The sequence below is a fragment of the Beutenbergia cavernae DSM 12333 genome, assembly GCF_000023105.1.
Lineage (GTDB): Bacteria > Actinomycetota > Actinomycetes > Actinomycetales > Beutenbergiaceae > Beutenbergia > Beutenbergia cavernae.
In genome coordinates this window covers 1,404,450-1,421,242 of the sequence record NC_012669.1, presented here as the reverse complement: position 1 = coordinate 1,421,242, position 16,793 = coordinate 1,404,450, and the positions used below count along the sequence as shown (strand labels likewise).

Sequence of the window (16,793 nt, the reverse complement as noted above, 5' to 3'; positions counted from 1 at the left end):
GCCACCGTGTCCATCGTCCGTCCGGACGCTCTGGACTACCTGTCCGGCTTGACGCTCGATCCGACGATGCTGCCCCCCGACAGCGCCTGGCCGCTGGTCCCGCTCACGTCTCGTCGGCTCATCCGGATACGGGGCGTCGGCGTGACCCCGCTCCCGACGGGTTCCCCGCCGTCGACCGCTCTCGGGAGCGAGGCTCTGCTCGCGGGACTCGCCGCGGAGGGCGTTCCGGTGGCCTTCCAGGTGCGCGGCCTTCCGGACGGGGTCTCGATCGACATCGGGACGTGGGACGGTCCCCGACTCCACCCGGACCGTGCGGAAGGGCTCCTGGTGTCCCTTCTCGAGAGCACCTACGCCGCGGTGACCTCCGAGCCAGGCCCGCTCGACCCGCTGGGCGTCTCGGACGGGACGACAGGGGCCATCGTCGTCGGCGTGCCGCACGGCGCCGTCGAACGCGAGGAGGCGCCCTGGGATCGTCTCGCCCGCGCTCTGCGTGGACTGCGGTACGTGGCGCTCGTCCTTGCGGAGCCGGTCCCTCGAGAGACGGTCACCCGGTACCGCGACTCCGCGTACGAGGACCTCCGCCTCGCTCTCGCGGCACAGCACCAGCGCTCTGACCAGCCACTGACACAGGCATACGTGGACAGGCTCACGGCCCTCGTCCAGATGCTCGACCGGGCGGTGGCGACCGGGGCGTGGCGGACTGGCACCTACCTCCTCGCACCGTGGCTGACGCTCCCGCGCGTCACAGCGGCGTGGCAAGGCGTGCTGGCAGGAGTCGACAAGCAGATCGCGCCGCTACGCTCGTTCGCGACGGAGAAGGCAGGGGACCTCGCGGCCGGGTGGTCCCTCCCGAACACGCCCGGTCCGCCGGGTCCGCGCGCCTGGAGTCAGCCGTATCTGCACCAGACGCTCCTCGACTCTCGCGCCCTCGCCTCGGTCGTGCACCTCCCGCGTCGGGAGACATCCGGATTCACGGTTCGTCCGGCACCCTCGTTCGGCGCGATGCGCGCGACGCCGGCTCAGGACCGCCTGGTGCCCGTCGGCGCGATCCTCGCGGACGGGCGTCCCACCGGGGACCAGTACGTGATCGGCGTCGACGACCTCTCACGCCACGTGTTCGTCGCTGGCCTCACGGGCTCGGGAAAGACGCACACCGTGAAGCATGTTCTTGCGGAGCTCGCCGCGCTCGACGTGCCCTTCCTCGTGATCGAGCCCGCGAAGACGGAGTACCGGGATCTCCTCGGTCGTGGCCAGCTCGCCGAGCGACTCCGGGTGTACACGCCCGGACGCGAGAACGTCGCGCCGCTGCGCCTCAACCCGTTCGAGGTTCCACCCGGAACCGACGTCTCCACCCACCTCGACCTCCTCAAGGCTGTTTTCCAGGCCAGCATGGCGATGTGGGTCCCGCTCCCCCACGTGCTGGAGCAATGCCTCGTCGAGCTGTACACCGAGCACGGCTGGGACTTCACGACTGGACGGCGCGACGGCGGAGCTCCGGCCACCGGGTCGGACGTGCCGACTCTGGGAGAGCTGGTCGCCGCGGTTCAGCGCACCGTGCCCCAGCTCGGCTACAAGGGCGAGACGGCGCAGGACATCACGGGCTCCTTGGTCACGCGGCTCTCCGCCCTGCGTCGGGGCACCCGCGGCCTGATGTTCGACGTCGAGCGTTCGGTACCGACGAGCGATCTCCTCGCCCACCCGACGATCGTGGAGCTCGAAGGGCTGGGAGACGACGGCGACAAGGCGTTCGCGATGGGCCTGCTGCTCATCCGGCTCTACGAGCACCGCCGCGCCGAGGCGGCCGCCACGCTCGCGCAGGCTGCGCGGCAGGGCGACCCGCCGCCTGCCCGCCGGGGCCTCGAGCACCTCGTGGTCGTCGAGGAGGCGCACCGCCTGCTCGCGAAGTCCGAGGGCGGCAGCGAGTACCGAGCCGATCCGCAGGGCGCGTTCGCGGACACGTTCTCGCAGATGCTCTCGGAGATCCGCGCCTACGGCCAGGGCATCGTCATCGCGGACCAGGTTCCGGTCAGGCTCGCGCCGGACGTGGTGAAGAACACGAACCTCAAGGTCGTGCACCGCCTCGTCGCCGGTGACGACCGGGACGTCATGGCCGCCGCGATGGCGATGAGCCCCGCCCAGTCCGAGCATCTTGCCGTCCTCGGCATGGGACGCGCCGCCGTCTTCAGCGAGGGTGATCACACGCCGGTGATCGTGGCCGTGGCACCGCCGTCGACCATCGGACCGCCCGGCCGATCGATCGACGACAACGCGGTCGCCTCCGTCATGAGCGAACGCGCACCCGACCTCCGGCGCGCATCGGTGTGCGACGGAGTGTGCAGCGGCGCCGCAGAGTGCCTCGAGGTTCGGCGACTCGGTGAGCGTCCCGATGCCCGACTCCTGGCCGGACGGGTCCTCGCCACCGCCACGGTGCATCCGTCCGGCCTCGATGTGGTCTGGCCGGACGTCGTCGCGTACGTCGGAGCGGGCGCTCCTAGCGACGTGAATCTCGCACATCGGGTGCACGCGTTCGCCTGGCACGCGTTGAGAACGGCGGTCTCCAGGAGGGCGCTGCAGGGTCGGTGGCCGGCCGACGACGTAGACGTCCTCTGGTCCCACCTGCGTCAGGCTCTCGCCGAGCGGGCGACCGCCCGCGGCCAGTGGCAGGAGGCGACCACGGCGCGCGAGCAGGTCGTCGCCGTCGGAACCCGGCTGCAGAGCCGCACGAGCGATCCCCTCCCGCTGTGCCGCGAGGTCTGCAAGGACAGCACGTGTCGCTTCCGCGACCCGCTCCTCGACGTGCTCACCCATCCGTCCTTCCAGGATCACGCGGCGAGAGCTGCGGCGGTCACGGGATCGGACCTCATTGAGGTCGCGTCCGCGGTCTCCCACCAGGTGCTTGACCTCGAGGGCGGCGACCTGCCCCAGGACACGCCAGCGTTGGTCAGCGCCGGCTGGAGCGCGCTGGCGTGCGCCGGCCAGATCATGCGTTGCCGCGGGCCACGGGCCAAACAGGGCGCACGTGCCGTCGCTGAGGGCCTTCTCGAGCGCAACTGGGAGCTGAGCATCGACGCTCTCGACGGACAGCAGGTACCGACGAGCACGGGAGGAACGACATGAGCACCGTGAGCCTGGTGAAGGTCGGGTCGTCGACAGGGAAGGCCGCTGTCGACGCGTGCGTATCCGCCGGGTCGGACGACGAGGCGACGATGATCCGCGCAGTGGTGTTCGAGCTGCTGCGCGGGCTGGCCACCCACGCCGACGCCGATCCGGGAGCGGAGCGGCTGCTGGCCTCCTACCAGGACTGGCTCGAGGCCGGCGTCACCCTTTTCACCCACGCCGAACCGGAACTGATCCGCGAGTACTCGCTCCGGGGCGCGACGATGGAGGCCGAGCTGGAGCTTGTCGCGCTCATGGGCACCGAGTTCCCGGAGAGCGTCGACTCCTCCGGTGGCGGCGCATCGTGAGCACGTACGGCGCGTCGCCCTCACTGGTCGCGTCGCTCCGCAAGATCGACTTCCTCAAGCCCCCCGTGGTCTACCTGATGGAGAAGGCCTTCGAAGTCGGGAAGGAGTACATGGAGCAGAGGCATCAGGAACACATGCAGGAGGAGAAGCACAAGCACGAGGAGAAGGTGCAGGAGAGCCAGAACAAGCACGAGGAGCACCTGCAGGAAGAGAAGCACAAGCACGAAGAGAAGATGCAAGAGGGGCAAAACAAGCACGAAGAGAAGATGAAGACACAAGACGTCGAGGGTTCGAGGGAGGCCTCGAAGCAAAAAGTCTCGGAGAGCGATGCCGCGAGCAGGAACAAGATCCAGGAGGGGCACGCGCAGGCCGATGACAAGGTGAAGGTCAGCCAAGGCACTCCGCGAGTCTCGACCGACAGGCAAGAGACGAAGGTCGACAGCGACGGCGGTAGGACGACGAAGGTCGAGCACATCGGCCCGTCCAGCCCCAAGGAGCGCGGCGAGATGCTCGACCGCGACCACAAGCTCGCCACGGAGCACGGTCCCCGCTCGGGAGACGGGAAGCTGCCCGCCGACGCCGGGCACCCCAGGGCTCCGGGCCTCGAGCGCAACGCGTCGCAGGACGGCGCGCGGCCCGCGACCACGGACGCCGGACGCTCAGCAGTCGACCGCCCACCCCAGCCGCTCCCCGTCACCCGGCCGGAGGTTCCGGCCCCAGGGCGTCCGGGTGGAGGTCCACCACTAGATCGGCTCCCGGGCCGAAGCGAAGCGGCGGGCAACGCCGGCGCTCCCCCGAAGAACCCGGATGCCAAGAAGGAGCCACCGACGACTCCGCCACCTCCGGGAGCACTGCCCCCTCCGCCCGAGGCAAGGAAGCCCGTGCCTGTCGCGCCGCCGTCGAGACCCTGAATCTCACCTCGGCCCAGCCTGAGAGTCCGACCTCCCGTCAGCGGTGAGCTTGAGGCCGGCGCGGTACCGATGCCCCTCGACCGTCCGGACGGACAGCGTCAGCAGCTCCGCGATCTGACGGTTGGTGAGGCCGCGGGCCGCGAGCGCCGTCACCTCGCCCTCGCGCACCGACAGCGCGGGCCCGCTGCGGGCGGCTCGCAGGGCGGGCGTATCAAGCCCGCCGCATCGCGCCGCAAGTTCCAGTGCTCGGCCTCGGCTGCTGATCGCACTGCCCAGGTGCCCGGTCGCGCGTGACCGAACGGCCGCGAGCGCCTCGACGTCTGCGGCGACCGCCAGGTCACCCATGCGTTCGTAGAGGCGCGCAGCAGCTCGGAGGGCGACGTCATCACCATCCGCTGCTGCCCGGGCTGCCGCGGCGGCGGCTACCGCGCGCGGGCCGCACACGATCGCCGCGAGATCGCTCAACCGTCCAGCCACCTCTGTTCCGCCGAGGCGGACCATGGTCTCGAGCGCGACGACCTCGACAGCTCCGAACCCTCGGTCACGCGCGAGTTCCGCGGCCCCGGAGGCCGTCGCCCGAGCCGCCGAGTGACGGCCCTCGGAGACCTCGAGCCAGGTGCGAGCGAGAAGCCCGGACGGTTCGCGCATCGCCACGGCAGGGTGTCGGTGGCGCTCAACGTCGGCCCAGCTCTCCCGCGCACCGCGGGCGTCGCCGAGCAGCGCTCGCGCCTCGGTCAGCGTGATCGCTGTGATGTACTCCCATCCACCAGTGAAAGCCTCTTCGGCGATGGTCAGTGAATCGAGCAACAACGGAACAGCGGCATCCATGGCCCCGGCCGCGTGCGCCGCAAATCCTCGCAACGAGCGCGAGAGCGCCCCGAACGGCGACAATCTCACGTCCATGGAAGCGGCATCCGCCACCAGCTCGTCGACGCCACGCACGTCGCCGCTGAGCCGACGGTGCAGAAGAATCGCCTCGGTGATGACGAATCGCTCGATCGCGGTTCCGTAGGAGCCCACGGCCGTCGGCGGCGCGCTCGCCGCCAATGACGACGGCAGGGGCTCGCCCTGCAGCGCGCATATGACTATCGAGCCGACCAGCGCGGCAGCCCGGCCAAGCGATGAGAGTCCGTCGACATCACGCACTCTGCGGTGGTCGTCACGAGCGCCACGGAGATCACCCTCGAAGGAGCGCAGCCAGCACCGCATCGCGCGAATCTCGGCGTCGGCCGTCGGATCGCCGAGACCTCGCGCCGCCGCGCGGTCCAAGACGTGCAGGGCCTCGTCGGGCCGTTTCAGCATGAAGGCGAGATTCGCCGCCGCAACCTGTGTGATCGCGGCGTGTTCCGCGGGCGTGGTGGCCAGCTCGTGGAGTCGCGGCACGAGGTCATCGGCCCGTCGGCCCTCCCCAGACCACGAAGCTGCGAACGCCAGGTCGAACCCCGTACGAGGGGTCGGCGCAGCATCGAATGCCACTTCGGCGAACTTCGTAGCAAGACGGAGATCGAGACGACGCAAGGCCGCGTTGGCTGCTCTGGCGAAGATGCCAGGCTCGGACTTCTCGCCTGCGGCGTACAGGTGACCGGCTAGGCGCACCGGGTCGCTCTCGCCGCGGCGCCGCAGCGCGGTCGCGATCACGCTGTGAAGTCGTCGTGCTCGAAGCGAGCCGGTCCTGGCGCGCAGATGCTCACCGAAGAGGGGGTGCGCGAACCTGACGACCGGGGGGCCAGTCCCAGCGTCCATCTGAACGAGACCCGTGGCTTCGAGCCGCTCGATCTCCGTGCGCCGCCCGTCGAGGTCGGATGTGGGGACGAGCACCTCCAGCACGTCCAGGCGCACCGGTTCGGCGAATGCGAGCAGCTCGGCAAGGTCTCTGTCAGCCCGGTGTCGATCCAACGTCGCGGCGATGCGATCCTCCACAGCGGCAGCGAGGGCCGGGCCCTCCTGCATCCCGTCGACGGACGAGGTCCACACCCCCGCTTGGTGCAGAAGTCCTCCTGTCTCGACTGCATCGTCGATGAGCAGCCGCAGGAACAGCGCATTTCCCGCGCTCAGTTCCCACATCTGACGAACCGTGCTCGGATCCACGCGGCCGTTGAGCACCACCGTGAGAACCTCCGCGACTTCTTCTTGCCTCAGGGGCGGCACGTCGACTCGGGTCAGCGCGTCGGTCTCGGCAAGCGCCGCGACGTCACCCGACAAGTGCTCCTCGTCGCGCACGACGAGGAGGACCGCGGTACCCGACCGCTCGATCGCCGACCGCAAGACCAGAGCGGAGACATCGTCGAGCCAGTGCGCGTCGTCAACGACGAGCAGGCTCCGGTCGCCCAGGTCGTCGAGAGCGGCGACGGCTGCCCTGAGTGACGCGAGGGGATCACTCCCGAAATCCGGAACGAGCAGCGCGAGCGCTGCGAGCGGCTGGTCGCGCAGCGTGGCCCCCGCCGTCGCCCAGTGCACGGTCCAGCCGGCCGCTTCGAGCGATCGCGACACCTCGCGGGCGAGACGTGTCTTACCCGTGCCCGCAGCGCCGGACAGCAGCAGCGATCCAGCGCGCGAGCGGATGTGTCCGACAAGCGCTCGCTGCGCCTGCTCACGTGCTGCGAAGGGCCAGCTCGGCATCGGAGCAATCGTGGCGCGGCTGGCGCGGTCGCGCGAGACCGAGCTCGCCGTCCGCGCCGCGAGAGCTCGTCTCCCGAGAGGATGGACCTCAGCGGCGCTTCTTGGCCGCCTTCGCCGCGCGACGGCGGGCCTCGCGGTTCGCGCCGCCGCCGCCCCCGCCGGAGGAGGCGCCCGCCGCCGGACGTGCGGAACCGCCGGACGTGCCGCCCTCGCTGCGCACCACCCGACCCTCGCTGAACGAGCTGCCCCCGTCGGACGACGGCGCCGAGTACTGCAGCGCGGCCGGTCGCTCAGGCGTGTCGAGCCCGAGCGGGTCCACCTCGGCCGCGGGTCGTGTCGCCACGCGCGCCGCCGGCCGGCGCTTCGCGGGCCGCTCCGGCTCGCCCGCCGGGACCGCCTCCTGCTCGGGTGCCAGCGGTTCGCCGTCGGAGCCCGTCGGGACGGCGGGAACCACCGGCGCACCGTCGGTGCTCTCCTCGGCGCTCTCTGCCGGCTCCGGACGCTTCACCTCGAGGTTGAAGAGGTAGCCGACCGCTTCCTCCTTGATCGCGTCGCGCATCGCGGAGAAGAGCTGGAAGCCCTCCCGCTGGTACTCGACCAGGGGATCGCGCTGGGCCATCGCCCGGAGGCCGATGCCCTCCTTGAGGTAGTCCATCTCGTAGAGGTGCTCGCGCCACTTGCGGTCCAGCACCGCGAGGACGACGCGCCGCTCGAGCTGGCGCATCACGTCCGGCGTGAGCTCTTCCTCGCGCCGCGCGTACGCATGCTCGGCGTCCGACAGGATCTCCCGCGTGAGCATCTCCGGCGTCACGCGCGTGGCGTTGCCGGCCTCGGACACCACCTCCTCGGGCGTGATCGAGATCGGGTACACGGCCTTGAGCGCCGTCCAGAGCTCGTCCAGGTCCCACGACTCCGGTGCGCCCGCCTGCGTGGCGGACTCGATGTACGCGGTGACGACATCCGTGAGGAAGCCCTGCACCTGCTCGGCGAGGTCCTCACCCTCGAGCACGCGGCGTCGGTCCGTGTAGATGACGGCGCGCTGCCGCGACAGGACGTCGTCGTACTTGAGCACGTTCTTCCGGATCTCGAAGTTGCGCGCCTCGACCTGGCCCTGCGCGCTCGCGATGCCGCGGGTCACGAGCTTCGACTCGAGAGGCATGTCGTCGGGGTAGGCAGAGGAACCCATGAACCGCTCCGCGAGTCCTGAGTTGAACAGCCGCATGAGGTCGTCCCCCATCGACAGGTAGAAGCGCGACTCCCCCGGGTCGCCCTGACGCCCGGACCGGCCGCGCAGCTGGTTGTCGATCCGTCGCGACTCGTGCCGCTCCGTGCCCAGCACGTACAGCCCGCCGAGATCGACGACCTCGTCGTGCTCCGCGGCGACCGACGTCGTCGCCTCCTCCAGAGCGTCCGGCCAGGCGGCCTCGTACTCCTCGGGCGTCTCGTTCGGGTCCAGACCCTGCTCCGCGAGAGTGGCGATGGCCAGGTGTTCCGCGTTCCCGCCGAGCATGATGTCCGTCCCACGGCCGGCCATGTTCGTCGCCACGGTGACGGCGCCCTTCCGACCCGCCATCGCGACGATCGACGCCTCCCGCGCGTGCTGCTTCGCGTTCAGCACCTCGTGCGGCACGCCCTGGCGCTTGAGCTTCGTGCTCAGCAGCTCCGACTTCTCGACGCTCGTCGTGCCCACGAGCACGGGCTGCCCAGCCGCGTGGCGCTCCACGATGTCCTCGACGACGGCGTCGAACTTGCCGTCCTCGTTCTTGAACACGAGGTCCGGCTTGTCGAGGCGCGCCATCGGCATGTTCGTCGGGATGGGGACGACGCCCACCTTGTAGGTCCCCTGGAACTCGGCCGCTTCCGTCATGGCGGTACCGGTCATCCCGGCGAGCTTGCCGTAGAGGCGGAAGTAGTTCTGCAGCGTGATCGTGGCGAGCGTCTGGTTCTCCGCCTTGATCGCCACGCCTTCCTTGGCCTCGATCGCCTGGTGCATCCCCTCGTTGTAGCGGCGGCCCGCCAGGATGCGCCCGGTGTGCTCGTCCACGATGAGCACCTCGCCCTTGAGGACGACGTAGTCCTTGTCCCGCTTGAACAGCTCCTTCGCCTTGATGGCGTTGTTGAGGAACCCGATGAGCGGGGTGTTGAGCGACTCGTACAGGTTGTCGATGCCGAGGTAGTCCTCGACCTTCTCGATGCCCGGCTCGAGCACGCCGACGTTGCGCTTCTTCTCGTCCACCTCGTAGTCGCTCTCGCGCGTCAGCCGACGCGCGACGCGGGCGAACTCCGCGTACCACTTGTTCGCGTCGCCGGAGGCGGGCCCGGAGATGATGAGGGGCGTGCGGGCCTCGTCGATGAGGATCGAGTCCACCTCGTCGACAATGACGAAGTTGTGGCCGCGCTGCACGAGCTCGCCCGACGACCACGCCATGTTGTCGCGCAGGTAGTCGAAGCCCAGCTCGTTGTTCGTGCCGTACGTGATGTCCGCGGCGTAGTGCCGACGCCGCTCCTCCGGCTTCTGCCCCGACAGGATGCAGCCGGTCGTCAGTCCGAGGAAGCGGTAGACGCGGCCCATGAGGTCGCTCTGGTACTGGGCCAGGTAGTCGTTGACCGTGACCACGTGGACGCCGTCGCCGCTGAGCGCGTTGAGGTAGGCCGGGAGCGTGGCGGCGAGCGTCTTGCCCTCACCGGTCTTCATCTCCGCGATGTTTCCGAGGTGGAGCGCCGCGCCGCCCATGACCTGCACGTCGTGCGGGCGCTGCCCCAGCGTGCGGCGGGCCGCCTCGCGCACCGTGGCGAACGCCTCCGGGAGGATCGCCTCGAGCGTCTCGCCGTCGGCCAGGCGCGCCTTGAAGACGTCCGTCTCCTCGCGCAGCTCCGCGTCGGTGAACTCTCGGACCGTGTCCTCGTGCGCGTTCACCTGAGCCACGATGCCGGTGAGCTTCTTGAGGATCCGGCCCTCCCCCATGCGGAGGACCTTGTCGAGGATCGAAGGCACGCGTCACTCCAGTTCGGCTCGTCGGCCCGCGCCGATGCGAAGGCGCGCGGGCGGTGGGGCGTGGTGCGCCCCGTCCATCGTAGGCGAGGAAACGAGCGAGGACTCCGACAGCGAGGAACGAGCGCAGGAGGATCGCGACCGACAAGAGACAGGAGCTGACGCCTACGAGGTAGGACGACGACGGCGCCGCAGGGGTTCCCACGGCGGCGGCACCGCGACGCTGGTTCAGGTGCGAGGGAGCAGCGGCGCCAGACCCGCCAGGAGGTCTCCACGTGCGGCGTCGTCGATCACGACGTCCGAGAGACCGAGCCAGGTGGCCAGCTCGCCGAGCTCGGCGGCGAGCTCCTCCGCGGTGTCGGCGGGCGCGCCATCTTCGGCGAACGCCGCGCGCACCAGGAGACGGCCCGACGCGCGGTCCGCCTTGAGGTCGACACGCGCGGCCATCGCGTCGCCGAGCAGGAACGGCAGGACGTAGTAGCCGTGCACCCTCTTGTGGGCGGGCGTGTAGATCTCGATGCGGTAGTGCATGCCGAACAGCGCCTCGAGCCGTGCGCGCTCGAACACGAGCGGGTCGAACGGCGCGAGCAGCGCGCGGGCGCGGACCCGGCGCGGGTGGGCCGCCGCCTCGTGGACGTACGCCGGCCCCCAGTCGCGCACGGTCACCGCATGGAGCTCACCGGCGTCGACGAGCTCGGTCACGGCCCGCTGCGTTGCCTCGGCGGGCATGCGGAAGTAGTCGCGCAGGCACCGCAGGGAGGCGACGCCCAGCGCCGAGGCGGCGATCCGGACGAGCTCGCGCTGCGCCGTGGCCGTGTCCGGGACCGGCTCGGCCAGGACGGCCGGCGGCAGCACGCGCTCCGTCAGGTCGTAGCGACGCTCGAACTGCGTCGTTCTCCCGGCCGACGTCAGCTCCCCGACGAAGAACAGGTGCTCGAGCGCGCGCTTCGCGATCGTCCAGTTCCACCCCCACTCCTCGCGCTGGACGGGGGTCGAGTGGTCGAGCCGATCGTGCGCCTCGCGTGCCGTGAGCGGGCCGGAGTCAGCGACGAGATCACGGACCGCGTCGAGGACGTCGGAGTGGGACGCCGAGAACGACACGGCCCAGTGACTCGCGGCGTTCGCCGTCATCCGCCAGCGCAGGAGCTGGTACGTCTCCGGCGGGACGAACGACGCCTCGTGCGCCCAATACTCGACCAGCCGGCGCGGCGAGACGCTGCTGGCCCGCTGCAGCAGCGCCGTGTCGTACGGGCCGAGCCGCGAGTAGATCGGCAGGAGGTGCGCCCGGGCGATCACGTTGACCGAGTCGATCTGGAGCAGGCCGATACGGTCCACGAGCCGCTGCAGGTGACCCATGGTCACCGAACCCGCCGGCCGCGCACGGGCCAACCCCTGGGCTGCGATCGCGCTGCGGCGTGCCTGCGCGAGCGTCAGCACCTCGCGTCGGGGCGCGGGAACGGGCGTGCTGGTCGACGTCACCGCCCGATCGTGCCATCGGCCACCGACATCGCCTCCCGGCCCGGCCGGCGGACGGTCAGTGCGCAGGCACCGCCACCGGGGCGTCGAGCCGGATGACGCCGTAGGTCCAGCCGCGACGCCGGTACACCACGCACGGCTGAGCCGTCTCGGCATCGATGAAGAGGTAGAACGGGTGCCCGACGAGCTCCATCTCGTACAGCGCGTCGTCGACGCTCATCGGCGCGGCCTCGTGGACCTTCTGCCGGATCAGCACGGGCGAGTCGCCGAGCTGCGCCTCGACGGCCACCCCGCGCTCGCTCGGCGCGACGGGGTGGTCCTGGATCTCCGGCCGGTCGTCGGCGCCCGCGGCCGCGCCCGGCGGGCGCAGGTCGAGACTCGGCATCGGATCCTTGCGGTTGTGGTGCGTCTTGCGGCGGTCGCGCACGCGACGCAACCGCTCCAGGAGCTTCGTCGTCGCGGCGTCGAGCGCCGCGTAGCGGTCGCTCGCGCTCGCCTCCGCCCGCACGACCGGCCCGCGGTCACGCACCGTGAGCTCGATCCGCTCGGCCGTCTCCGCCTGACGCGGGTTCGGCTCGTGCGTGACCTCGACGTCGATGCGCTGGGCAAAGGGAGCGAGCTGCTCGACCTTGGACAGCTTGTCCTCGACGTGCCGGCGGAAACGGGTCGGCACCTCGGTGTGGCGGCCGACGACGACGATCTCCATGGATACCTCCGATGAGTGGCCCGGCTGCAACGGCCGGGAGTCCGGGGCTCGTGCTGCGCCCACCCGGACCGGGGGGCGACGACTCAGGTACCACCTCCCCAGGGACCCCCGCGGCGCTCGCCCTCACCTACCGGTGGGCGACGCGTCTGGCGCTCCATGCACCGACGTTAGACCAGTGGCCCCCACCTCGGCATGCCGGACGAGGAACGAGACGTCCCGGGCTGGTTCGTCTCACCACGTGGTCACCTCACCGAGGCCGGCGGCAGACCCCGCGACGCACCGCCGGCCGAGGACGCCGCCGCGAGCACGACCGCGCCCAGCACCCGCGCCCCACCCGAACACAGCACGTCGCGGCTGGCCGCGAGGGTCGCACCCGTGGTGAGCACGTCGTCCACGAGCACGCACGCGGTCCCGGGCGGCGGCAGCGCGGCGAGGCGGGTGCCGGCGCGGGCCGCGGACCCGCGCGCCCGCGCGCCGCGGCCCGCCTGCCCGCCCCCGGTCCGCCGCAGGACCTCGACGACGCGCGTGGCGCGGCCCGCGTGGGCGATGCCCTCGGCCAGGCCGTCGGCCAGGTCCGCGACCGGAGGGCGACCGCGCCGCCGCCGAGCGCGCGACGAGGGTGCCGGCACGACCCAGACCGGGGCCTCCAACGACGCCGGACCGGCGCGCGCCCAGGCGGCGCCCGCGGCCACCATCGCTTCCCGGAGCTCGGACCCGAGGTCCGCGCGTCCCGCCGTCTTCCACGCCAGCACCACGGCACGCAGCCCACCCTCGTACGGACCGAGCGCCCAGACCGGCCACGCGCCGTCGATCGCCGGGGCACCGCCGTCGCGCCGGCGCAGCGGACCGTCGAGGACTGCACGGCAACCCGGGCAGAGGCGTTCGTCCGGCTGCCCGCACACCGGGCACTCCACCGGCACGACGACGCGCGCCGCCGCCCGCGCGGTCGCGGTCGCCGCGGCGCGCACCGCCCGCAGGCTCTCGCCGTCGCTCACGCGTGCCACGCTGCCACGCGGTCTGTCGTCGTCGGCATGGCCCTGGGGACGAGGGACGACGGCGCCAGCCGGCACCGTCCTGGGGACAACCCGCCGAGCGCTCAGCCGGGGTACGCCGGATCCCGCACGTCCTCCGCGGCCAGCTCCCACCGCAGCCCGCTCCGCGCCAGGACATGGTCGTCCGACGTGCCCACGAGCAGCTCCTGCGAGCCGTTGCCGGCGGCGAGCGAGACGGCCGCCGGCACCGCCTGCGTCGTCTCGTGCGGCCCGGGGACCGTGGCGAGCCGCACCGCCGGGTCGCTCTCCGCGCCGGGCTGGGCGAGCACGGCGACAGTCGTGGAGTCCACCCACACCACCCCTCGGGCGGCGAGCAGCCGCGACGCCACCGGAATGCCCTCCGGCACCGTGCGCGGCATCCCGACCGCATCCCGCACGACGGCGGCGACGACGACCTCGTCGACGCCGTCCCGGCGGAGCAGGACGGCGATCCGGGCGCCCTCCCGCGAGACCCGCAGCCCGAGCACCTGGGCACCCTCCAGCCACGGCGCGCTCACGACCTCCGGCTCGCCGCCGACCTGCGCGACGAGCAACGTGCCGTCCGTGTCACGCGGCGCCGTCCAGACCCAGCCCTGACGGTCGAACGAGGGCGGCGCCAGCGCACGCCCCGTGATCAGCGTGGTCACGGCGCCCTCGCCGGAGACGTGCACGACGGCGTCCGCTCCCGCCAGCAGCACGGTCCCCTCGTCCCCGTAGCCGACGGCCGGGTTCGCGGGCAGCAGGTCCGAGAGGTCCCCGACGCCGTCGACGGGGGTCACCGTTGAACCCTGCAGGCGGGCGAGGGTCCCGTTGGTGAGCACGGTGGCCACGCTCCCCACGCGCGGCTCGACGATCGGCTCGGGCATCCCCGAGGGAACCTGGTACGCCGCCCCACCCATCGTCAGCTCCACCGACCGGATCGACGGGATCGCCAGGAGGGTCTGCTGGATCTGGGTGTACAGGTACTTCCGGTCCTCGAAGTCCGCCGCCTGCGCCTCGGCCGACAGGTTGACGCTCGCGACGCCGTCGGCGACCACGACCGACGACGCGACGTCGAGCGTCACCCCGTCGGGGATGCGCGTCGCGACGGCGCTCGACAGCCAGCTCGACGGGCCGGCGAGGAGCTCGGTCACCGCGTACCCGGCCGCGTTCTGCGAGGGGAAGTAGCGGACGTCCGGGACGAGCGCCTCGAAGTCGGGGCTCCAGAAGTACAGCGGCATCTGGCGGAACGACGGGCCGAACGTCGGCTCGGACACGAGCATCCCGTCCGGGAGCACCTCGATGCGCCACTCGCCGTCGACGCGCACGAGGGTGAAGTCGAGGTCCGTGGGAAGTTCCGGCGTCGCGGACACCGTGTAGGTGCCGTGGGCGTCGACGGCGGCCACCGCGTGCACGGAGATGACGGCGCTCGCCCGGTCGGCGTCCTCGATCGGCGGCTGCGTCGCGCCGGGGCCGTCACCGCCCTGCGCCTGGACGTCGATCTCGGGCGTCGACTCGGTCGCGTAGACGAGCACCTCCTCGAGCGGGCGCCAGGTCGAGCTGGCCTCCGGCGTGAGGAACATCCGCGCGAGCGAGAACTCGCTGTCCGCGGACAGCCCGCTCGTCGCGGCCTGCACGAAGCCGGACAGGATCTCCGACGGGGAGTCGCCCGGCTCCGGCGGGTTGCCCAGGAACCCCAGACCCGGGGGTTCGGGGACCTCGGTGAGCCCCTGCTGGACCGGTCCGGACGTCGGCAGCGCGACGCAGGCGGAGAGCAGCGCCGCGGCGACGGCGGCCAGCGAGAGCGCCGAGACGGCGCGCACGCCCCGACGCTGGCGCGTGCTCATCGGTTCACCTCGTCCAGGTCGGGCACCGCCGCCGGGCCGCTCGACCCCTCGTCCCGTGGCGCCGGCTTCCCGCCGTGCCCCGGCCCGTCGTCGCCGCCGGGGCGCGCGAGCTCCAGCGGGGACGCTCCGATGTCCAACCCCGCCCGGCGGGGCAGCGTGAGCACGAACGTGGCGCCGTCGCCCGGCGTGCCCCACGCCTCGAGCCGCCCCCCGTGCAGCCGGGCGTCCTCGAGCGAGATCGACAGGCCGAGACCGGTACCGCCCGTGGTCCGGGTCCGCGCAGGATCGGCGCGCCAGAACCGGTCGAAGACGTGCTCGGCCTCCCGCACGGTCATCCCGACGCCGTGGTCCCGCACCGCGACGGCCACGGCTCGGGCGTTGGCCCCGACGTGCACCTCGATCGGCCGGCCCTCCCCGTGCTCGATCGCGTTGACGAGCAGGTTGCGCAGGACGCGTTCCACCCGCCGTGGGTCGATGTCGGCCGTGCACGGCCGGTCCCCCTCGAGCACGAGGACCGTGCTCCCCCGCCGCTCCGCGAGCGGTGCCGTGAGATCGACGGTCCGGTGCACGATCGTGCGGACGTCGAGGTGCTCGACGTCGAGCACGGCGGCGCCCGCGTCGAACCGCGAGATCTCGAGCAGGTCGGCCAGGAGCTCCTCGAACCGGTCGAGCTGCGCGTGCAGGAGCTCCGCGGACCGCCGGGTCGCCGGGTCGAACTCGTGCCGCTCCGCGAAGAGGATCTCGGCGGCCATCCGGATCGTCGTCAGGGGCGTCCGCAGCTCGTGCGAGACGTCCGACACGAACCGCTGCTGCACCCGCGAGAGCTCGGCCAGCCGTTCGATCTGGTGCTGCAGGCTCTCCGCCATCTCGTTGAACGTGCGGGCGAGCGACGCGAGCTCGTCCTGACCGCGCACGGTCATCCGCTCGTCGAGCTCGCCGTCCGCGAGTCGCTCCGCGATGTGCGCCGCCTGCTGGACCGGCGCGAGGACCTGGCGCGTGAGGTACCACGTCATCGCCACGAGAAGGGCGATGAGCACGACGGCGCCGATCGCCAGCGTGCGCTGGATCAGCTGGAGCGTGTCCTGCTCCGGCGCCAGGCTGTAGGCGAAGTACAGCTCGTACGCGCCGGCCTGCGGCAGCACGACCGGAGCACCGACGACGATCCCCGGGTCCTGCGTTCCACCCGGCTCCGCGAGCCCGACAGCCTGCCACTGCTGCCCACCCGAGTCCCGGACGGCGGCCCGCAGCTCGTCGGACACGTCGGACACGTCGAACGGCCCGCCTCTGCTCACGACGTCGAGGATGACCGGCGGCTCGTCGCTCGGGCTCCTCAGCAACAACGTGCCCACGGAGCCCGAACCAGGGCTCTGCGCGGTGGAGACGAGGTCCTGGGCGAGCTGCTGCACCTGGGCGCTCGTGGTGGCGCTCGCCGCGTCGAAGCGCTGCTGGGCGATCGCCGTCTGGGATGCGGCGTCGGCCAGAACGACGTCGCGGCGCTGCTCGTACAGTGTGTCGCGCACCTGCTCGGACAGGTACGCGCCGAGGGCCACGAGGCCGACGAGGCCGATCGCGACGGTCGTGACGACGACCCTCAGGCGGAGCGACCGGCGCCACGAGCGCCACAGCCGCAACGCCCGCACGCGCAGGCGACCCCGGTGCCAGAACCGCCGCAGCGCGCCCGGCCGAGGACGGGGCTGGTCGCCGGAGGCCGCACCCTCCGGCGTGGGAACCGCGGGGGTCTGGTCGGCCCGGGTGGTCATGGCTCGCT

The 16,793-nt window shown here is 71.9% G+C and carries 10 protein-coding genes; 3 read left to right on the top strand and 7 right to left on the bottom strand.

What is annotated here, in order from left to right:
• Window positions 1-6 precede the first annotated feature (6 nt).
• The 3 genes from BCAV_RS21510 to BCAV_RS06285 are packed head-to-tail and all read left to right on the top strand — an operon-like array spanning window position 7 to window position 4,375.
• Entirely contained in the window at window positions 7-3,117 is a 3,111-nt protein-coding gene (locus BCAV_RS21510; RefSeq protein WP_050761677.1) for an ATP-binding protein, read from the top strand.
• The gene (locus tag BCAV_RS06290; protein WP_015881749.1) at window positions 3,114-3,464 is read left to right on the top strand and encodes a hypothetical protein; all 351 of its coding nucleotides are present in this window, start codon (window positions 3,114-3,116) and stop codon (window positions 3,462-3,464) included. Before BCAV_RS21510 ends, BCAV_RS06290 begins: the two co-directional genes overlap by 4 nt.
• Entirely contained in the window at window positions 3,461-4,375 is a 915-nt protein-coding gene (locus BCAV_RS06285; RefSeq protein WP_015881748.1) for a hypothetical protein, read from the top strand. Before BCAV_RS06290 ends, BCAV_RS06285 begins: the two co-directional genes overlap by 4 nt.
• A 3-nt stretch (window positions 4,376-4,378) precedes the next feature.
• On the opposite strand, the gene BCAV_RS06280 is transcribed toward BCAV_RS06285, so the two are convergent.
• The 7 genes from BCAV_RS06280 to mtrB form a co-directional block, all read right to left on the bottom strand.
• The gene (locus BCAV_RS06280) at window positions 4,379-6,994 is read right to left on the bottom strand and encodes a LuxR C-terminal-related transcriptional regulator (RefSeq protein WP_015881747.1); all 2,616 of its coding nucleotides are present in this window, start codon (window positions 6,992-6,994) and stop codon (window positions 4,379-4,381) included.
• Between the two features lie 88 nt (window positions 6,995-7,082).
• A complete protein-coding gene (gene secA, locus BCAV_RS06275; protein WP_015881746.1) occupies window positions 7,083-9,989 on the bottom strand; it encodes a preprotein translocase subunit SecA in 2,907 nt (968 codons plus the stop codon).
• A gap of 225 nt (window positions 9,990-10,214) precedes the next feature.
• On the bottom strand, window positions 10,215-11,465 hold the full coding sequence (locus BCAV_RS06270; RefSeq protein WP_043346705.1) for a winged helix-turn-helix domain-containing protein: 1,251 nt from the start codon (window positions 11,463-11,465) through the stop codon (window positions 10,215-10,217).
• A gap of 55 nt (window positions 11,466-11,520) precedes the next feature.
• Window positions 11,521-12,168 carry a ribosome hibernation-promoting factor, HPF/YfiA family gene (gene hpf / locus BCAV_RS06265; RefSeq protein WP_015881744.1) on the bottom strand — a complete coding sequence of 216 codons (648 nt, stop codon included), beginning with the start codon at window positions 12,166-12,168 and terminating at the stop codon, window positions 11,521-11,523.
• A gap of 242 nt (window positions 12,169-12,410) precedes the next feature.
• Window positions 12,411-13,163: a phosphoribosyltransferase family protein gene (locus tag BCAV_RS06260; protein WP_050761676.1), complete on the bottom strand. Its 753-nt coding sequence runs from the start codon at window positions 13,161-13,163 to the stop codon at window positions 12,411-12,413.
• A 101-nt stretch (window positions 13,164-13,264) separates the two neighbouring features.
• Window positions 13,265-15,025, bottom strand: a complete 1,761-nt coding sequence (locus BCAV_RS06255; RefSeq protein WP_015881742.1) for an LpqB family beta-propeller domain-containing protein — start codon at window positions 15,023-15,025, stop codon at window positions 13,265-13,267.
• On the bottom strand, window positions 15,022-16,785 hold the full coding sequence (gene mtrB / locus BCAV_RS06250) for an MtrAB system histidine kinase MtrB (protein WP_015881741.1): 1,764 nt from the start codon (window positions 16,783-16,785) through the stop codon (window positions 15,022-15,024). The genes BCAV_RS06255 and mtrB overlap by 4 nt, the downstream gene beginning before the upstream one ends.
• Between the last annotated feature and the right edge of the window lie 8 nt (window positions 16,786-16,793).